This is a genomic window from Caballeronia sp. LZ032, from assembly GCF_031451315.1.
GTDB lineage: Bacteria > Pseudomonadota > Gammaproteobacteria > Burkholderiales > Burkholderiaceae > Caballeronia.
In genome coordinates this window covers 1,259,483-1,273,955 of the sequence record NZ_JARUXP010000002.1, presented here as the reverse complement: position 1 = coordinate 1,273,955, position 14,473 = coordinate 1,259,483, and the positions used below count along the sequence as shown (strand labels likewise).

Genomic DNA, 14,473 nt, shown 5'->3' with positions numbered 1-14,473 from the left:
GAACTCGCCCTGTGCGACGTCAAGATCGGTCGGCGCGAGCGCGACGAAGTCGCCATAACGCTTGCACAGACCGCTGATCTGGAGATTGATGGTTGCCATGCGGATCTCTTCCTTGATGAACGATGCCAGGCCTTAAGTGAGAATCCAGCGGTTGAAGCGCTCGAGCGCCACGCTTTGATTCTCCTGCCAGTACTTTGCATCGATATGCACGCCGGTCTTCATGTTGTCCGGGAACGTCGGGCAGTTCTTCGCCTGTTCCGGCTTCACGTAGTTAAAGGATTCCGGTTGCGTGAGACCCGCCGGGAAGTACTCGACGAGCGCGGCCTGACGCTTCGGGTCGCTGGCGAACTTGATGAACTCGCGGCAGGCATCGGCGTTCGGCGTGCCCTTCAGGATCGCCCAGTTGTCGCAGCCCCAGATGTTCTGGTTCCACACGATGCCCACCGGCGCGCCCGAGGCCATCGCCGATTGCGCACGCGAGGCCCACGTCGCGACCATCGCGACTTCGCCCGAGTTGAGCATCTGCTCGACTTGCGCGCCCGTCGTCCACCACACATCCACTTGCTTCGAGATCTTGTCGAGACTTGCAAACGCGCGATCGAAGTTGATCGGATAGACCTGGCTCGTCGATGCGCCATCGGCCATCATCGCTTCTTCCAGCGTATCGAACGGATACTTGCGGATCGAGCGGCGGCCCGGGAAGTCCTTCACGTTCCAGAGATCGGCCCACGAACTCGGCGCCTTGCGGCCCTTGAACGCATCGGTGCGATACGCGAGCACGGTCGAATAGACATTGGTGCCCACGCCATATGCCGACATGTATTGCTTGGGAATCTTGGCGATGGTCGGATCGGATTCGAGGCCGTGCTTCTCGAGATATTCCTTGCCACCCGAGGTCAGCAGAAGAATCGCGGGCTGGCTGATCTTCGCCATGTCCCACGCGTAGCTGCCTGCTTCGACCATGCTCTTGATCTGCGCGGTCGGCTCGGCATTCGCCTGCACGCCCACCACTTCGATGCCGGTCTTCTCGAAGAACGGCTTGTAGTACACCGCGCCGTACGCCTTGGTGTAGATACCACCGTCGTCACGCACGACGATGCGCTTGCTGGCCGCGCGCGAAGGCGTCCAGACAAACGGGAACGCGCCGGCCACGATGCCTGCGCCTACGGTCTTGATCGCCGAGCGGCGGGCGGGGTTGAGGATCGTTTTGTCGTTATCGTGCTTGGGCTTCATATAAGTCTCCTGCGGTAAGCGAGGGGCGGTGGTGGCTTGATGAGGGGTGGATCAGAGCGGCGCGGCGGGAAAGAGACGCCCCGGGTTCATGAGGTTCGCGGGATCGAGCGCGCTTTTCACGGCACGCATGATCGACAGTTCGGCGGCGGACTTGTAGTGCGCCATTTCCGGCAAGCCCGTCTGGCCGACGCCATGTTCCGCGCTGAACGTGCCGCCGAGCGCATGCGCGGCATCGTTCACTGCACGGCGCACGGCAGCGCCCGCGGCGGCCTGGTCGGGCAGCGCGCGCCAGGCATCGAAGGTGTACATCGGCACCAGATGGATATTGCCGTCGCCCATATGGCCGACGATCACGATGCCGATCTCGGCGTCGAGCGCGAGCACCGCTTGCGTAGCCTGCTCGATGAACGCGGGCACCGCCGACAACGGCACCGCGCAATCCGTGGTCAGCCCGATGCCGGCCTTCTTGTTGGCTTCCGTCACGCTGTGCCGCACTTCCCACAGTGCAGCGCGCTGACGGTCGCTGCTCGCGATGATCGCGTCTTCGAGCAAGCCCGCTTCGGCCGCTTCTTCCAGCGTGGCCTGCAACACGCTTTCCATGTCGGATGCGCCCTGCGTGTCGCCCAGCTCGACCAGCACGTGCCAGTCGTGCGCGCCTTCGAGCGGTGCGCGGCGATCCATCACGTGCTCGACGACCAACTGCAATTGCCGTGCGTTCATCAGTTCGAACGCCGAGAGGCGCGAGCCGCAGTTGGCCTGGAACATCCCGAGAATCGTCAGCGCGGCTTGCGGGTCGGTCGGCGCAAACCAGGCGAGCGCGTGATGCGTCGGCAGCGGATGCAGCTTGAGGGTCGCCGCCGTGATGATGCCGAGCGCGCCTTCCGCGCCAATGAATAGATGCTTGAGATCGAGGCCGGTATTGTCCTTGCGCAGCCCGCGCAGGCCGTTCCAGATGGTGCCGTCGGCCATGACCACTTCGAGGCCGAGGACGTTCTCGCGCGTATTGCCATAGCGCAGCACGCTGGTGCCGCCGGCGTTCGTCGAGAGCGTGCCGCCGATCTGGCACGATCCCTCCGCGCCGAGACTCACGGGATAGAGTCGCGCGACATCGGCGGCTGCATCCTGCACGGTCTTGAGGACGCAGCCCGCTTCCACTTCCATCGAACCGTTCGCGGCATCGATGCTGCGAATGCGGCGCATGCGCGCCAGGCTGACGATGACAGGCGGTACGCCGTGCGTCGCCGGCACCGCGCCGCCGCACAGGCTGGTGTTGCCGCCTTGTGCGAGCAAGGGCACGCCCGCCGCCGCGCACAGGCGCACGACACCCGCGACCTGCTCCGTCGATGACGGCTGCACCACGCACAGCGCCGCACCGCGATAACGCCCGCGGAAGTCCTCGACGAAACCGCTCATGTCCTCCGCCACGGCGATGACCGCATCATCACCCAGCAGACTGCGCAAACGGCCGATCAACTCAGATTCATCAAACAAGGCAAGCTCCATTGGGGCAAGGGTTCCACCCGTCGTTTGAGGCAAGAATAGGAGCGCCAAAATTGAAATAAAATCACAGTGATCGAATAGCGATTACTTTGGTCATGCTGCAACGCATTTTTGCTTAAGTTCAAGGACTTGCGAATTCAAAAACTTATTGCAAAGCCTTAGGCCGGAAAGCACCGGGGCATTGGGTCCGGTCCGCGTTTCGTCGTACACTCGCGCATCCGCCATCACTACCAGCTCGCGCCCGTGCGCATCGCGATGACCTTCGACCCAGCACTCAACGGCAGACAGCGCGCACTGCTCGATCGTGTCGCGCGAGATGGCTTCGCGACCATCGAAGACCTCGCCGCGCATTTCCAGGTGACGCCGCAAACCATTCGGCGCGACGTCAACTGGCTTTCGGAACAGAACCTCCTGCGCCGCTATCACGGCGGCGCGAGCACGCTGACCAGTTCGGAAAACACGGCCTACACCGCGCGCCAGCAGATGTATCTGGAGGAGAAGCAGCGCATCGCGCGACGCGTGGCTGCGGAGATCCCGAATCAGGCGACGCTCTTCATCAACCTCGGCACGACCACCGAGGAAGTGGCGCGCGCGTTGTGCCAGCACACGGGTCTGCGCGTCATCACGAACAACCTGAACGTCGCGAACATTCTCGCGGACGGGTCGGACGCCGAGGTGCTGGTGGCGGGCGGCCAGGTGCGCGCGCGCGACAAGGGCGTGGTGGGCGAGCAGGCGGTCGACTTCATTCGCATGTTCAAGGTCGACTTCGGGATCATCGGCATTTCGAGCATCGAGGAAGACGGCACGCTGCGCGACTTCGATATCGCCGAGGTGCGCGTGGCGCAGGCGATCATCGAGCAGTCACGCACCGTATTCCTCGCCGCCGATCATTCGAAGTTCGGGCGCGCCGCACTGGTCAAGCTCGGGCATCTGTCGCAGATCGACGCGCTCTTCACCGACGCCCCGCCACCCGACTGGATAGCCGACACGCTCGCCGCCGCGGACATCGCCGTGCGCGTGGCGCACTGAATCCCGGTCGTTCAGACGTCCTGTATCGGCGAGCCGTCCTTGTGCACGAAGCGGCCGTCCGCGTTGGCGCTCATCATGTCGATGTCGGAACAGGTCGTGAGATCTTCATGGACGCGGCTGCCGACTTCCAGATACACCGCTACCGCGTTTGAGCGGTTGATCAGGTGATGACCGTTTCCGGTGCCCTTCGGAAAGGCCGCGCACTCACCCGCGCGCAACACGGTTTCGCCTTCGTCTTCGATCAGCACGAGTTCGCCTTCGAGCACCTGCACGAACTCGTCCTCGTGCGAATGCCAGTGCCGCTGGCTCGACCATCCGCCCGGCGGCAGGTGCATCAGGTTCACGCCGAAGTCACGCAGGCCGCCTGCGTCGCCGAGACGCTGACGCGTGCGCGTGGCGCACGGCGCGGCGAAGGGCTTCGGATAACCCGATCCCGCGATCTTCGGAACAGCGGCGATATCGACCTTGGGCATGCTGGCTCCTTGCTTGCGCACAGGTTGAAGAGCATCGCTCAAAGAGCGGCGCATGTGCAACCACGGCTTGCCATCGGCGGCATGCTGGGTTGCAATGACGGGCCCGGCTTCAACCCTCCACCAACAAGGACGCGAACATGATGCAGGATCAACGGCGCTGGCTCACTATCGGCGGTCCGGTCGTGTTCCTGCTGCTCTGGTCGGCGGGCTTTCCGATTGCCAGGACCGGCCTGCACTACGCCTCGCCGCTGACGTTCCTCTCCATTCGCTTCGCACTGAGCGTAGGCGTGCTGCTCGCGGTCTGCGCGATCAAGCGTCCGCGCTGGCCCGCCGATGCGCGCGGCTGGCGGCATCTCATCATCGTCGGCTTTCTCGTGCAGGTGATGTACTTCGGCCTCAGCTATCTCTCGATGACCGCGGGCATCGCCACCTCGGTGCTGGCGCTGATCGTCTCGTTGCAGCCGATCCTCGTCGGCGTGCTCGCACCGAAGCTGGTCGGCGAACGCATCGGCGCGCGCCGCTGGGTGGGCCTGCTGCTGGGTCTCGCTGGCGCGACCGGCGTGATCCTCGCGCGCGGGCCCTTGCAGGCATCGTCGCTCGGGCCGGTACTGCTGGCAGTGGGCGCGCTGATCGGCATCACGGGCGCGATGCTCTACGAGAAGCGGCTCGGCACCGCGCAGGATCCGCTCACGTCGAATCTCGTGCAGTACAGCGTCGGCTTCGTGTTCTGCGCGCCCATGGCGCTGTGCTTCGAGCACACGCAAGTTCACTGGACGCCCACGCTCATGGCGACGCTCGCGTATCTCGTGATCGGCAACTCGCTGATCGCCATCACGCTGCTGCTTGCGATGACGCGCGCGGGCAAGGTCTCGCAAGTGGCGTCGCTGTTCTTCTTCGTGCCGCCCGCCGCCGCCGTGATGTCGTATCTGATGCTTGGCGAAGTGCTGCCGGTGAGCGCATGGTGGGCGATGGGCATCGCGGTGCTGGGCGTGGCGATCGCTACATGGCGGCCGCGCGCATAGCGTCTTGCGCATGAAATCGAGGCGTTGCCCACTCTGTGAGAATGCCCGATGAATAGCATGACTATATGCCTTCAATGGCCGGGAAAACGCTAATCGCACGCGTCGAAAGTGCTGCATATAGTTTGTCTATTGAAGCCGACGCGCGGCATTTCGCTTTTCCCAATTACTAGTTCAAACACGCCGCGTTTTCGCACAATCCTCTCGCGCACTGCCTGCCACGTCATGGTCTCTGGCGGCATCTTTCATCCGTGAAAGATGCCCACTCATGACGTGCCGCTGAAACCCTGTATCTGAAAGCGATCGACGATCAGTCGACTCATCGACTCACGAAGAACAGACCGGAGGAAGACATGGCGCAGAATCGGGACGACGACACGAAAGACGGCAACGGCTTCATCAATTCGAGCCGGCGCGGGCTCATGCAAGGCGCGGGGCTCGGCGCCGCGCTCTCGCTGCTCGGCGGCGTGGCGGGCACCGGCGGGCTGATCTCGAGCGCGCAGGCCGCCGAAGCCGCGTTTCCGCAGCACAAGAAATGGAAGATCGTGTTCGTCAATCACGTGACGACCAACCCGTTCTTCGTGCCGACGCAATACGGCATTCAGGACGCATGCTCGATGTTCGGCATGGACTATCAGTGGACCGGCTCCGCCACGTCCGATGCCGGTGAAATGGTGCGTGCAGTGAACTCCGCCATCGCCGCGAAAGCTGACGCGATCGCCGTGCCCATCGTCGATCCGAACGCCTTCGACAAGCCCATCCAGGCCGCGCTCGACGCCGGCATTCCTGTCTTCGCCTATAACGCGGATGCACCACGCGGCAAGGTCAATCCGCGTCTCGCGTATATCGGCCAGGACCTGTATCAGTCGGGCTATCAGATGGGCGAGCGCATCGCGGGCATGATCGACAGCGGCATGGTCGCGCTGTTCATCGCGACGCCGGGTCAGCTCAACATTCAGCCGCGTCTCGACGGCGCCAGCGACGCCATCAAGAAGTCCGGCAAGAAGATCGACATCCAGACCGTGGCCACGGGCGCGACCGTCAACGAGGAACTCTCGAAGATCAAGGCGTTCTATCTCGGCCACCAGGACCTGAAAGGCATGTTCGCCGTCGATGCAGGCAGCACCCAGGGCGTCGCCCAGGTGATGAAGGAATCGAACCTGCCATCGAAGGGCGTGCATGGCGGCGGCTTCGATCTGTTGCCGCAGACCATCCAGCTCATTCACGAAGGCTTCCTCGATTTCACCATCGACCAGCAGCCTTATGTGCAGGGTTTCTATACGGTCATGGAAGCGTTCCTGTTCCTCGCTTCGGGTGGGCTGGTCGGGCCGGCGAACATCAATACGGGTCTCAAGTTCGTGACGAAGGACACCGTCGAGCCGTACCTCAATACGTCGACGCGTTATGAAGGCAAGACCACCAAGCCGGAAATCGTGCCGATGAAAGGCGCAATCAAGTCCTGATGAACACGATGAACCAACCTGGCAACGCAGCGACACCCGCGCGGATTGCAGCCCCGCGCGGGGCATGGATGTCGCACTGGGCGCCCGAGCTGCGCATCCTGCTGGTGGCCGTGCTGCTCTCGGCTTACTTTCAGTTCGTCAATCACGACTTCCTGCTCAGCGGTCCGAGTCTCGTCAACCTGTCGCAGTTCATCGCGCCGGTGGCGATCATCGCGTTCGGCGAAATCATGCTGATGATCGGCGGCGACATCGATCTGTCAGCGGGCATGGTGTTCGCCTTCGCGCCCTTCATGATGGTGTTCGCCAACGACGCCGGCGCGCCGATGTGGCTCGCGGTGATCGCGGGACTCGTCGCGGCGGCGATCATCGGCTTCGTCAACGGCGCCGTGACGGTGTTCCTGCGCCTGCCTTCGTTCGTGACCACGCTCGGCACGCTGTTCCTCATCAACGGCATCACGCTCACCGTGTCGCGTGGCACGCCGGTCGCGACACCGGGCACGCCCACGTTCGCCAACGTAATGGGCGCCTGGGGCTACAGCGAGATCATCTGGACCGTGGCGATCGCCGTCGTCATGCATACGCTGCTGCGCCACACGCGCTGGGGCCTGCATACGCAGGCGTCGGGTGCGAATGCGCTGGGCGCGAGCGAGGCCGGCATTCATGTGAACCGGCTGCGGCTCGGTAACTTCGTGCTCGCCGCCGTGCTCGCGGGCTTCACCGGTATCCTCGAAGGCTTTCGCATCACCTCCATCGATCCGCAGGCCGGCGGCAACCAGATCATGTTCCTCGCGGTGGCGGCGGCGGTGATCGGCGGCACGCCGCTGACGGGCGGTTCGGGCACGATCGTGGGCGGCCTGCTCGGCGCCGCGGTGCTCGGCATCCTGAGCGACGGCTTCACGCTGATCGGCATCAACGCGTTCACCTTCAACATCATTCTCGGCGCCGCGATCCTCGCCGCGATGATCTTCAATATTCACGTCGGGCGCATTCGCCGCAAGGGAGCGCGATGATGTCGGAAGTGCAAACAGCTCCCACTGATCTCGCGTTGCGTGGCGATCGTATCGTCAAGCGTTTCGGTGCAGTGACGGCGCTCGACGGCGTGTCGCTCACACTCGGCAAGGGCGAGATTCTCGGCATTCTCGGCGACAACGGCGCGGGCAAGTCCACGCTTGTCAAGATCCTCACGGGCTTTCATCAGCAGACCGAGGGCGCGCTGCACGTGCATGGCGAGGAGACGCTGCTCAAGTCCGTCGATCATGCGCGTTCGCTCGGCATCGAATGCGTGTATCAGGATCTCGCGCTGGCGAACTCGCTGTCCATCTATCACAACATGTTCCTCAACCGCGAGATCGTGCGGCGCGGACCCTTCCGTCTCGTCGATCACAAGCAGATGCGCGAACGCGCGGCGCAACTGCTCGACGATATCGGCGTGCATGTGCCTTCTGTTGACCTGCCGGTGGAGCGGCTCTCGGGCGGACAGCGCCAGGCCATCGCGGTGGCGCGCGCCGTGAATTCGAACGCGAGGATCCTGCTGCTCGACGAACCGCTCGCCGCGATGGGCGCACGCGAGGCCGCGCTCATCATCGACCTGGTGATGCGTTTGAAGGAGAAAGGCGGCCTCTCGATCATCATGATCATGCACAACTATGCGCAGACGCTCGACATCGCGGATCGCATCATGTTGATGCAGCGCGGACGCGTGACTTACGAGCAGCGCAGCGCGAACACGTCGGTGGCGGAGCTGATGGATATCGTGAGACGGGAATACCGGGCGATGCGCGCGACCACCGCGCATTGAGCGTCATCGACGTTTGAGCCAGTCGCGGTGAGCTGGCGGGACCAACATGGATTACCGCAATCCCAAGCAACGCAAGAGCATGCACGGACGCATCGTGCAGGAACTCGGCATGCAGATCGTGAGCGGGGTCTTTGCGCCCGGCCAGCGTCTGCCCGCCGAGCCCGCGCTCTGCGAAAGCTATGGCGTGAGCCGCCCCGTGCTGCGCGAGGCGACACGCGTGCTGGTCGCCAAGGGACTGGTGGTGTCGAAGCCGCGGGTGGGCAGCGTCGTGCGGCCTCGCGACGAGTGGCACATGCTCGATCCCGACGTGCTCGTGTGGACCATCAGCCGTCTTCCCGAAGGCGAGTTCTTCCGCTCGCTGATGACCGTGCGGCAGGTCATCGAGCCTGCCGCCGCCGCGCTCGCGGCGATCTCCGCTTCCGAGGAGGACATTGCGCGCATCAGCGCGGCCTTCGATCGCATGGAACGCGCACAAACCGCCGATGAACTGCTGGTGCCCGACCTCGAGTTTCATCGCGCGATCATGACGGCGACGCACAACGACATGCTCGCCTATATCGGCAACATGCTGTCGCTCGCGCTCAGCGAGTCGATCAAGCTGACGAGCCGCCATCCGAACACGCACGCGCTGTCATTGCCGCGACACAAGGCAATCTTTACGGCCATCGCCAACCGCGATGCGCTCGGTGCGCGGCAGGCCAGCGTCGTCCAGCTCGACAATGCCCGCGCCGACGCCAACTCGATCCTCGGCGGCGCCGCACTCGAATCCGCAGGGCCTTTCACACGTTAGGCGCTCGCGGGTTCATCGCGTGTCATTCCACGTGATACGCGTCTCAAGTTCATTTCCCTCTCGCCGTAAACCCTGACTAAGACCGGCCGCTGCTGCACGGTCTCCATCCTGCCCCTCCCTTCCCGCACTTTCTCTCGTGGAACGGCCATTGGGGTCTTGCGACGAGCACTCCACACCGTCGAGCGCCCCCTCTCCGGCGCGAGATGAAGGTCCATCATCGGTCCGTCCGTTTTTACGGACGACTCGCGGAACGCGCACCTGGTTCGTGGAAATAAAAAACTGACCATCGGGTAGTGCGTTTCACATGACGAACTTTGAATCTCTTCGTTCCTCGGGCTTCCGCTTTTCGCGCGTGCGCGGAGTTGCAATGTCCGCCGCTACGCTCGCGATGAGCGTGATGCTCGCCGCATGCGGCGGCGGCGGCGGTGGCGGTGGCGACAATGCAGGCACGGCATCCGCCGCGAGTCCGACAGCGAGTGCCGCAGCGAGCGGCACGTCGACGTCGGCCCAGGCTTCGACTGCGAACGCATCGGCGACTGGCGGTACGTCCGGCGCGAGCACGTCCACCAGCGGCGCCGCCGTGGCTCCCACGAATGCGGCCGCCGCGACCAGTCCGGTCGTCACCACGCCGGTGCCCGTCACCAGCAACGACACGTCGACCAGCCCGGCCTCACCGTCGAGCCCTGCATCGACGGCGACGCCTGCGTCATCCCCCCCCGGCGAGGTCACGTCGCCTACCAATCCCGTGTCCACTCCGAGGCGCTTCTATGGGGTGAACGGACACAACAACGAAGGCGGCGCCTACGACATCTCCAGCCCCGCCGTGCAACTGGCGCAGTTGCAGGATCTGGGCGTCAAGTACTATCGCAACGAGGTGTACAGCCCGGGCACCGCGAGCAAGCTCGCGAACATCGCCGCGATGATGGACGCGGGCGGCGTGACCGTCTATCCCGTCCTGCTGATGGACTACAGACTCTTCGCCAACGAGACGCAGGCCTATAACGCCGGCTTTGCACTCGGCCAGCAGACCGCGACCTCGCGCCGCTATCCCTATTACGAAGTGACCAACGAGATCGAAGCCGAAGCGCTGAACGGCAATGTCGACGGCGTCTATCCGCAGCAATACGACACCGGCACGTTCAGGATCGTGCGCGGCATCATCCGCGGCATGATTGCGGGCATCAAGTCGGTGGATACGTCGGGCAAGATCATCCTGGGCGGCGGCACGTGGCTGCACTACGGCTTTGCGCAGATGCTCGCGGCCGGCATGGAACCCGACGGCAGCATCAGTCATCCGACGGTCGACTGGGACATTACCGCGTGGCACTGGTACTCGGAGCAAGGCGACATCACGAACGCATGCGGCGGCACCGGATGCCATAACGTATTGCAGGCCCTCAAGGCCTTCGGCAAGCCCATCTGGCTCAACGAGATCGGCGTGCGTCCGAACTACGGTTCCGATCAGGCGATTGCCGCCTACCTGACCGGCAACACGATGATGGCGCAGTTCGTGGCGCTTGCATCGACGTACGATATCGAATCGATCCAGACTTACGAGCTCTACGACGACCCCGTCGGCGGCGAAGGCAACTACGGCTTGCTCAAGAACGACGGCGTCACGCCGAAAGCCGCTTACTCGGCCTACAAGAACTTCGTCGCCACGCATCCGATGTGAGTCGTCTGCATGTCCGGATGCGCTAGAGGACGGCGATCCAGGCGAGCAGCGTGACGATCGAGAACAGCGTGGTCATCGAGATGACCGCGCCCACGACATGCTTTTCGATGTCGTATTCCACCGCGAGCACATATGCACTCTTCGCGGTAGGCACGGCCGCGCACACCACGGCCGCGACGGTCGCGGTGTGACCGAGGCCGGTCGCGAGACAAAGCGCATAGACGACCAGCGGCACGACCGCGAGCTTCAGGGCCGTGAGACAAGCGTAGCAGCCGAGCCGCTCGCGCAGTTCGCCGATGGTCAGATCCAGTCCGATGGCGAACAGCGCGCAAGGCGTCAGCGCTTCGCCGAGAATCGTCAGGAAGGCATCGACCGGCGCGGGCAACCGGACGCCGATGATCGACCAGAGCAAGCCGACGAGCGTCGCGAGGATCACGGGGTTGGTCGCGATCTGGCGGATCAGTGGAGCCGCGCGCAGAGTGTGTGAGCTATCGCGACGGCCCAGTTCGAGCAGCACGACCAGCATCGGAAACATGATGGCGCCGACGAACACGGTGGCCACCGCCGCTGCGAGCACGCCCGGCTGTCCATAGAGGGTCTTGAGTATCGGCAGCGCGACGAAACCCGTGTTGGTCATGGCCACCGCGGCGGCGAGCATGGCGCTCGTGCTCAGGTTCATGCGCGCGGGCCACGCGATGCGCGCGCCCGACATCATGGCCGCGAAGCAGAGCATCGAGCCGCCGCCGAATGCCGCGAGGAAGCGCCATTCGAGCAGCGAGTGCAGCGGCTCTTTCGCGATCGTCACGAAGACCAGTGCGGGCATCGCCACGTAATACGCGAAGCGCATCAGCGCGGCCGCCAGCGTGCGCGGCATGTAGCCGGAAGCGCCTGCCAGCCATCCCGTGACGATGATCGCGAAGATCGGAAGAATCATTCCGGCGAGATGCATGGCGGCTCCGACAAGGAAGGCGGACCTGCCCGCAGGCGCATGATGCCTTGCGGTGATTCGCCGCCATTATCGAAGAAAAGCCGCCTGCACCTTGCCGTGTTGCGCAATCACCGGTTTCCAGGCTTCACTGACCGCTGTAGATGTTGCAACTCAGTCCGACGACGCATGCCTGATTCGTGCTCGGCGTCCACGCATCGCGCGAGGCGCCGCTGGCCTTGCTCGTCGACATCGTTCCGCCATAGCTCATATCGGACATGCTATTGCTTTGCGTGGTCTGCTGTTGCGCGGCGCCAGAATCCGGCGCCATCTGCATGTCCTGCGCGAAGACCGCAGCGCTCATCGCGAGTGCGCCCGCCGCCGCAGCGGCGTAGAGGAAGCTTGCTTTCATTGCCGTCACCTCATTGATCAAATCATCACATTCGGAGCCGCAAGCTTGCGACGGGCTTGCAGCCTGACCTTGCACGGCCGCGTCGAGCGGACTTCTTGTTTAATGCGTATGAGAGAACGCATTCATACGCTATACCGTCGGACGGTAAATTCAATTCTCGATCCGTTCGAAGCATGGCTGGCATGCACGACATCGGGGATGCGCGAGGGCTCGTTTAAGCAGACGATGAGTCGCACACGAAGCGCTGTCCGGCCGGCGCGCTTACGAAGCTTGCGACCGACTTTGCTATATTGGATTTCCCGCTCTGGAGTTGCTTGCAATGCGCGTCGGCAGACCTGTCAAACCGCTTCCTCACCCGGACTGCGACTATTGCGGCGCGCCCGCGACGCTCGCTCGCATGGGCGACGAGCCGTATCCCTATCGCGACGATCACGGACCGCTCTGGATCTGCGTGCCGTGCCAGGCATGGATCGGCATTTTCGCGCGCAGCACGCGCCATGTTCCACTGGGCAGGCTCGCGGATGCGCAGCTGCGCGATTTGAAGACGAAGCTGCATGCGGCGCTTGAACCGCTCGTGCAGGCGAAGGTGCGACGCGATGGCTGCAACGTGTTCGAGGCGCGTTCGAAGGGCATGAAGTGGCTCGCGCAGGCGATCGATGTCGAGCCGGACAAGTGCAGCATCCATACGCTCGATGCAGAACAGTGCGAACGTGCTATTGCCATCGTCGAGGCATTCGAAAAAGAGCGCGGCAACCACCCTTCAGATTCTGCGGACGACGATCGTTAACCTGAAAACGATCAACCATCGGTCTTCGCATGTCACGCACCCTTCCCTTCCAGCGCTCGCCGCAAGCGACGCGCGCACGTCTCGGCAAAGCTCAGTTGCTTCCTATCCCGCGCGCCGTCGCCGACGAGCTCGCGCTCGGCGCACACATGGCGCTGGCTGCCTTGCGCTCGGGATCGCAAGATATTGCGCCCGCGCAGAGCATCACCGAAGCCATGCTTCTGGCGAAGTTTCTCGCGGAAGCGGGACATGGGGATTTCTCGCAGGAAGAGTTGATCCTTGCTGATCAGACTATGGCCTCTGTTTTCGATGACGGGCGTAAGTCGGGGCATTGGACGTTGCCCGCTGAGGGATTCGAGCGTCTTGCCGCGATCGTGTCTCTCTATGATCACCAGTTGCGTCGCGCCACACTGGGTGCGCTTTCGGTTGCTAGCGAGCGGCTGGAGCGGTGCAAGGCGGGGGAGCCATATCAGGTGGTTCAGCCTGCGCAGGCGCGCGGGGCAGTGGGGGTTTGAGGTTTTTTGGATCTGTTTAGCGGGTGCGATGCGCTTGAACGGAGTCAGGCCGGTCACTCTTTGTGCAGCTTGTCAGCCGTTGTGGGATTGCTGCCGGTTGAGTTGGCTCCTTTCGGTTTCCGTGCGCGATGAGTCGATCAGGTATCTATTGGTTCGACTTCGCGGTGGGTCGCATATTGGGCGTAATCCAATGCCGCTCGGTGTGGGCGGTTGGCGAGTGTGGACTTGCCGCGGTGCGGTCGGTGCGGTCGGTGCGCGGAGAGCTAGTTGGCCACTCGGCCGATCGTTTATGGTTTGGGCTCAAGTGTCTGGTTGAGCCTGGCCAGGTTGCTGGGACGCGCCACGCGTTCGCGTGTTACAGCATGACGCTGAAAATCTACATATCAGACGCTCTTCCTGTCTTTCAGCAAACGACGCATAGCGCCGATGTTTTGCGCAGATACATTTCCAGTCGTCCAAACATCCGGCGCTGGACCAACCATCATTACACTAGTTGTATCGTTTGATACGCTTCAGGTCAGTACTAGGCGCTCAACTACGCTTCTTGCCGCCATTAAGCGTTGTCCTCGGTCACTAGCTTGACACTCATGTGTTTTTCCGTGAAACAAGTTCAGGAATACTTTGTATCCTATTGATTTACATAGCTTTAATTGGATTCGAGTTTCTTCTTGAATGTTTCACGCGCGAAACCGGTTGAATTGGATTAAGCCGGCCTTGCGGATCAGCGCGGAATGCGGATGGATTGGCTCGTTTCGTCGATTCCGGCCCGCAATACCTAGAGTCTTCATTTTTGCCGCATCAAGGTCGGCACGAGCGATTGGGCTGCGTCGGCATTCTTGCGAATTCGAGTGAGCGAC

15 protein-coding genes are annotated in these 14,473 nt (G+C 63.0%); 9 read left to right on the top strand and 6 right to left on the bottom strand.

The window, feature by feature from the left end; translation table 11 throughout:
* Positions 1 to 132: 132 nt before the first annotated feature.
* Positions 133 to 1,233, bottom strand: coding sequence for an ABC transporter substrate-binding protein (locus tag QCE69_RS21400; protein ID WP_309922833.1), 1,101 nt, complete (start codon positions 1,231 to 1,233; stop codon positions 133 to 135).
* Between the two features lie 51 nt (positions 1,234 to 1,284).
* Positions 1,285 to 2,646: an FAD-binding oxidoreductase gene (locus tag QCE69_RS21395; RefSeq protein WP_404987418.1), complete on the bottom strand. Its 1,362-nt coding sequence runs from the start codon at positions 2,644 to 2,646 to the stop codon at positions 1,285 to 1,287.
* A 342-nt stretch (positions 2,647 to 2,988) separates the two neighbouring features.
* On the opposite strand from QCE69_RS21395, the gene QCE69_RS21390 reads away from it, so the two are divergent.
* Positions 2,989 to 3,762 carry a DeoR family transcriptional regulator gene (locus tag QCE69_RS21390; RefSeq protein WP_309922828.1) on the top strand — a complete coding sequence of 258 codons (774 nt, stop codon included), beginning with the start codon at positions 2,989 to 2,991 and terminating at the stop codon, positions 3,760 to 3,762.
* A gap of 11 nt (positions 3,763 to 3,773) precedes the next feature.
* On the opposite strand, the gene QCE69_RS21385 is transcribed toward QCE69_RS21390, so the two are convergent.
* Positions 3,774 to 4,235, bottom strand: coding sequence for a cupin domain-containing protein (locus QCE69_RS21385; RefSeq protein WP_309922826.1), 462 nt, complete (start codon positions 4,233 to 4,235; stop codon positions 3,774 to 3,776).
* 137 nt (positions 4,236 to 4,372) lie between these two features.
* Between QCE69_RS21385 and QCE69_RS21380 the strand changes: the two genes are divergently transcribed.
* From QCE69_RS21380 to QCE69_RS21360, 5 genes are all read left to right on the top strand, one after another.
* On the top strand, positions 4,373 to 5,257 hold the full coding sequence (locus QCE69_RS21380; protein ID WP_309922824.1) for a DMT family transporter: 885 nt from the start codon (positions 4,373 to 4,375) through the stop codon (positions 5,255 to 5,257).
* Positions 5,258 to 5,607: 350 nt separating this feature from the next.
* Positions 5,608 to 6,717 (top strand): sugar ABC transporter substrate-binding protein, encoded by a 1,110-nt coding sequence (locus tag QCE69_RS21375; protein WP_309932797.1) that lies wholly within the window; start codon positions 5,608 to 5,610, stop codon positions 6,715 to 6,717.
* Complete coding sequence (locus QCE69_RS21370; protein ID WP_309922820.1) at positions 6,717 to 7,727, top strand: ABC transporter permease; 1,011 nt, start codon at positions 6,717 to 6,719, stop codon at positions 7,725 to 7,727. The genes QCE69_RS21375 and QCE69_RS21370 overlap by 1 nt, the downstream gene beginning before the upstream one ends.
* Positions 7,724 to 8,515, top strand: coding sequence for an ATP-binding cassette domain-containing protein (locus QCE69_RS21365; RefSeq protein WP_309932795.1), 792 nt, complete (start codon positions 7,724 to 7,726; stop codon positions 8,513 to 8,515). Before QCE69_RS21370 ends, QCE69_RS21365 begins: the two co-directional genes overlap by 4 nt.
* A gap of 46 nt (positions 8,516 to 8,561) precedes the next feature.
* Positions 8,562 to 9,305: a FadR/GntR family transcriptional regulator gene (locus QCE69_RS21360; RefSeq protein ID WP_309922817.1), complete on the top strand. Its 744-nt coding sequence runs from the start codon at positions 8,562 to 8,564 to the stop codon at positions 9,303 to 9,305.
* Between the two features lie 300 nt (positions 9,306 to 9,605).
* Here the strand turns inward: QCE69_RS21360 and QCE69_RS21355 are convergent, their stop codons facing one another.
* Positions 9,606 to 10,058 carry a hypothetical protein gene (locus tag QCE69_RS21355; RefSeq protein ID WP_309932794.1) on the bottom strand — a complete coding sequence of 151 codons (453 nt, stop codon included), beginning with the start codon at positions 10,056 to 10,058 and terminating at the stop codon, positions 9,606 to 9,608.
* A gap of 19 nt (positions 10,059 to 10,077) precedes the next feature.
* Here QCE69_RS21355 and QCE69_RS21350 point away from each other — a divergent pair, with 19 nt between their 5' ends.
* Positions 10,078 to 10,980, top strand: coding sequence for a lipopolysaccharide biosynthesis protein (locus QCE69_RS21350; protein WP_309932792.1), 903 nt, complete (start codon positions 10,078 to 10,080; stop codon positions 10,978 to 10,980).
* Between the two features lie 22 nt (positions 10,981 to 11,002).
* Here the strand turns inward: QCE69_RS21350 and QCE69_RS21345 are convergent, their stop codons facing one another.
* Both QCE69_RS21345 and QCE69_RS21340 read right to left on the bottom strand, forming a co-directional pair.
* On the bottom strand, positions 11,003 to 11,929 hold the full coding sequence (locus QCE69_RS21345) for an AEC family transporter (protein WP_309932790.1): 927 nt from the start codon (positions 11,927 to 11,929) through the stop codon (positions 11,003 to 11,005).
* Positions 11,930 to 12,053: 124 nt separating this feature from the next.
* On the bottom strand, positions 12,054 to 12,317 hold the full coding sequence (locus QCE69_RS21340; RefSeq protein ID WP_309922809.1) for a hypothetical protein: 264 nt from the start codon (positions 12,315 to 12,317) through the stop codon (positions 12,054 to 12,056).
* A gap of 319 nt (positions 12,318 to 12,636) precedes the next feature.
* On the opposite strand from QCE69_RS21340, the gene QCE69_RS21335 reads away from it, so the two are divergent.
* Complete coding sequence (locus tag QCE69_RS21335) at positions 12,637 to 13,104, top strand: zinc-finger-containing protein (protein ID WP_309922807.1); 468 nt, start codon at positions 12,637 to 12,639, stop codon at positions 13,102 to 13,104.
* A gap of 29 nt (positions 13,105 to 13,133) precedes the next feature.
* Positions 13,134 to 13,616 carry a hypothetical protein gene (locus QCE69_RS21330; RefSeq protein WP_309922805.1) on the top strand — a complete coding sequence of 161 codons (483 nt, stop codon included), beginning with the start codon at positions 13,134 to 13,136 and terminating at the stop codon, positions 13,614 to 13,616.
* Positions 13,617 to 14,473: the final 857 nt, after the last annotated feature.

Excerpts from the sequence above, each read along its gene's own strand:
- QCE69_RS21400 (WP_309922833.1), bottom strand. The coding sequence starts at position 1,233 with ATGAAGCCCAAGCACGATAACGACAAAACGATCCTCAACCCCGCCCGC.
- QCE69_RS21395 (WP_404987418.1), bottom strand. The coding sequence starts at position 2,646 with ATGAGCGGTTTCGTCGAGGACTTCCGCGGGCGTTATCGCGGTGCGGCG.
- QCE69_RS21390 (WP_309922828.1), top strand. The coding sequence starts at position 2,989 with ATGACCTTCGACCCAGCACTCAACGGCAGACAGCGCGCACTGCTCGAT.
- QCE69_RS21385 (WP_309922826.1), bottom strand. The coding sequence starts at position 4,235 with ATGCCCAAGGTCGATATCGCCGCTGTTCCGAAGATCGCGGGATCGGGT.
- QCE69_RS21380 (WP_309922824.1), top strand. The coding sequence starts at position 4,373 with ATGATGCAGGATCAACGGCGCTGGCTCACTATCGGCGGTCCGGTCGTG.
- QCE69_RS21375 (WP_309932797.1), top strand. The coding sequence starts at position 5,608 with ATGGCGCAGAATCGGGACGACGACACGAAAGACGGCAACGGCTTCATC.
- QCE69_RS21370 (WP_309922820.1), top strand. The coding sequence starts at position 6,717 with ATGAACACGATGAACCAACCTGGCAACGCAGCGACACCCGCGCGGATT.
- QCE69_RS21365 (WP_309932795.1), top strand. The coding sequence starts at position 7,724 with ATGATGTCGGAAGTGCAAACAGCTCCCACTGATCTCGCGTTGCGTGGC.
- QCE69_RS21360 (WP_309922817.1), top strand. The coding sequence starts at position 8,562 with ATGGATTACCGCAATCCCAAGCAACGCAAGAGCATGCACGGACGCATC.
- QCE69_RS21345 (WP_309932790.1), bottom strand. The coding sequence starts at position 11,929 with ATGCATCTCGCCGGAATGATTCTTCCGATCTTCGCGATCATCGTCACG.
- QCE69_RS21340 (WP_309922809.1), bottom strand. The coding sequence starts at position 12,317 with ATGAAAGCAAGCTTCCTCTACGCCGCTGCGGCGGCGGGCGCACTCGCG.
- QCE69_RS21335 (WP_309922807.1), top strand. The coding sequence starts at position 12,637 with ATGCGCGTCGGCAGACCTGTCAAACCGCTTCCTCACCCGGACTGCGAC.
- QCE69_RS21330 (WP_309922805.1), top strand. The coding sequence starts at position 13,134 with ATGTCACGCACCCTTCCCTTCCAGCGCTCGCCGCAAGCGACGCGCGCA.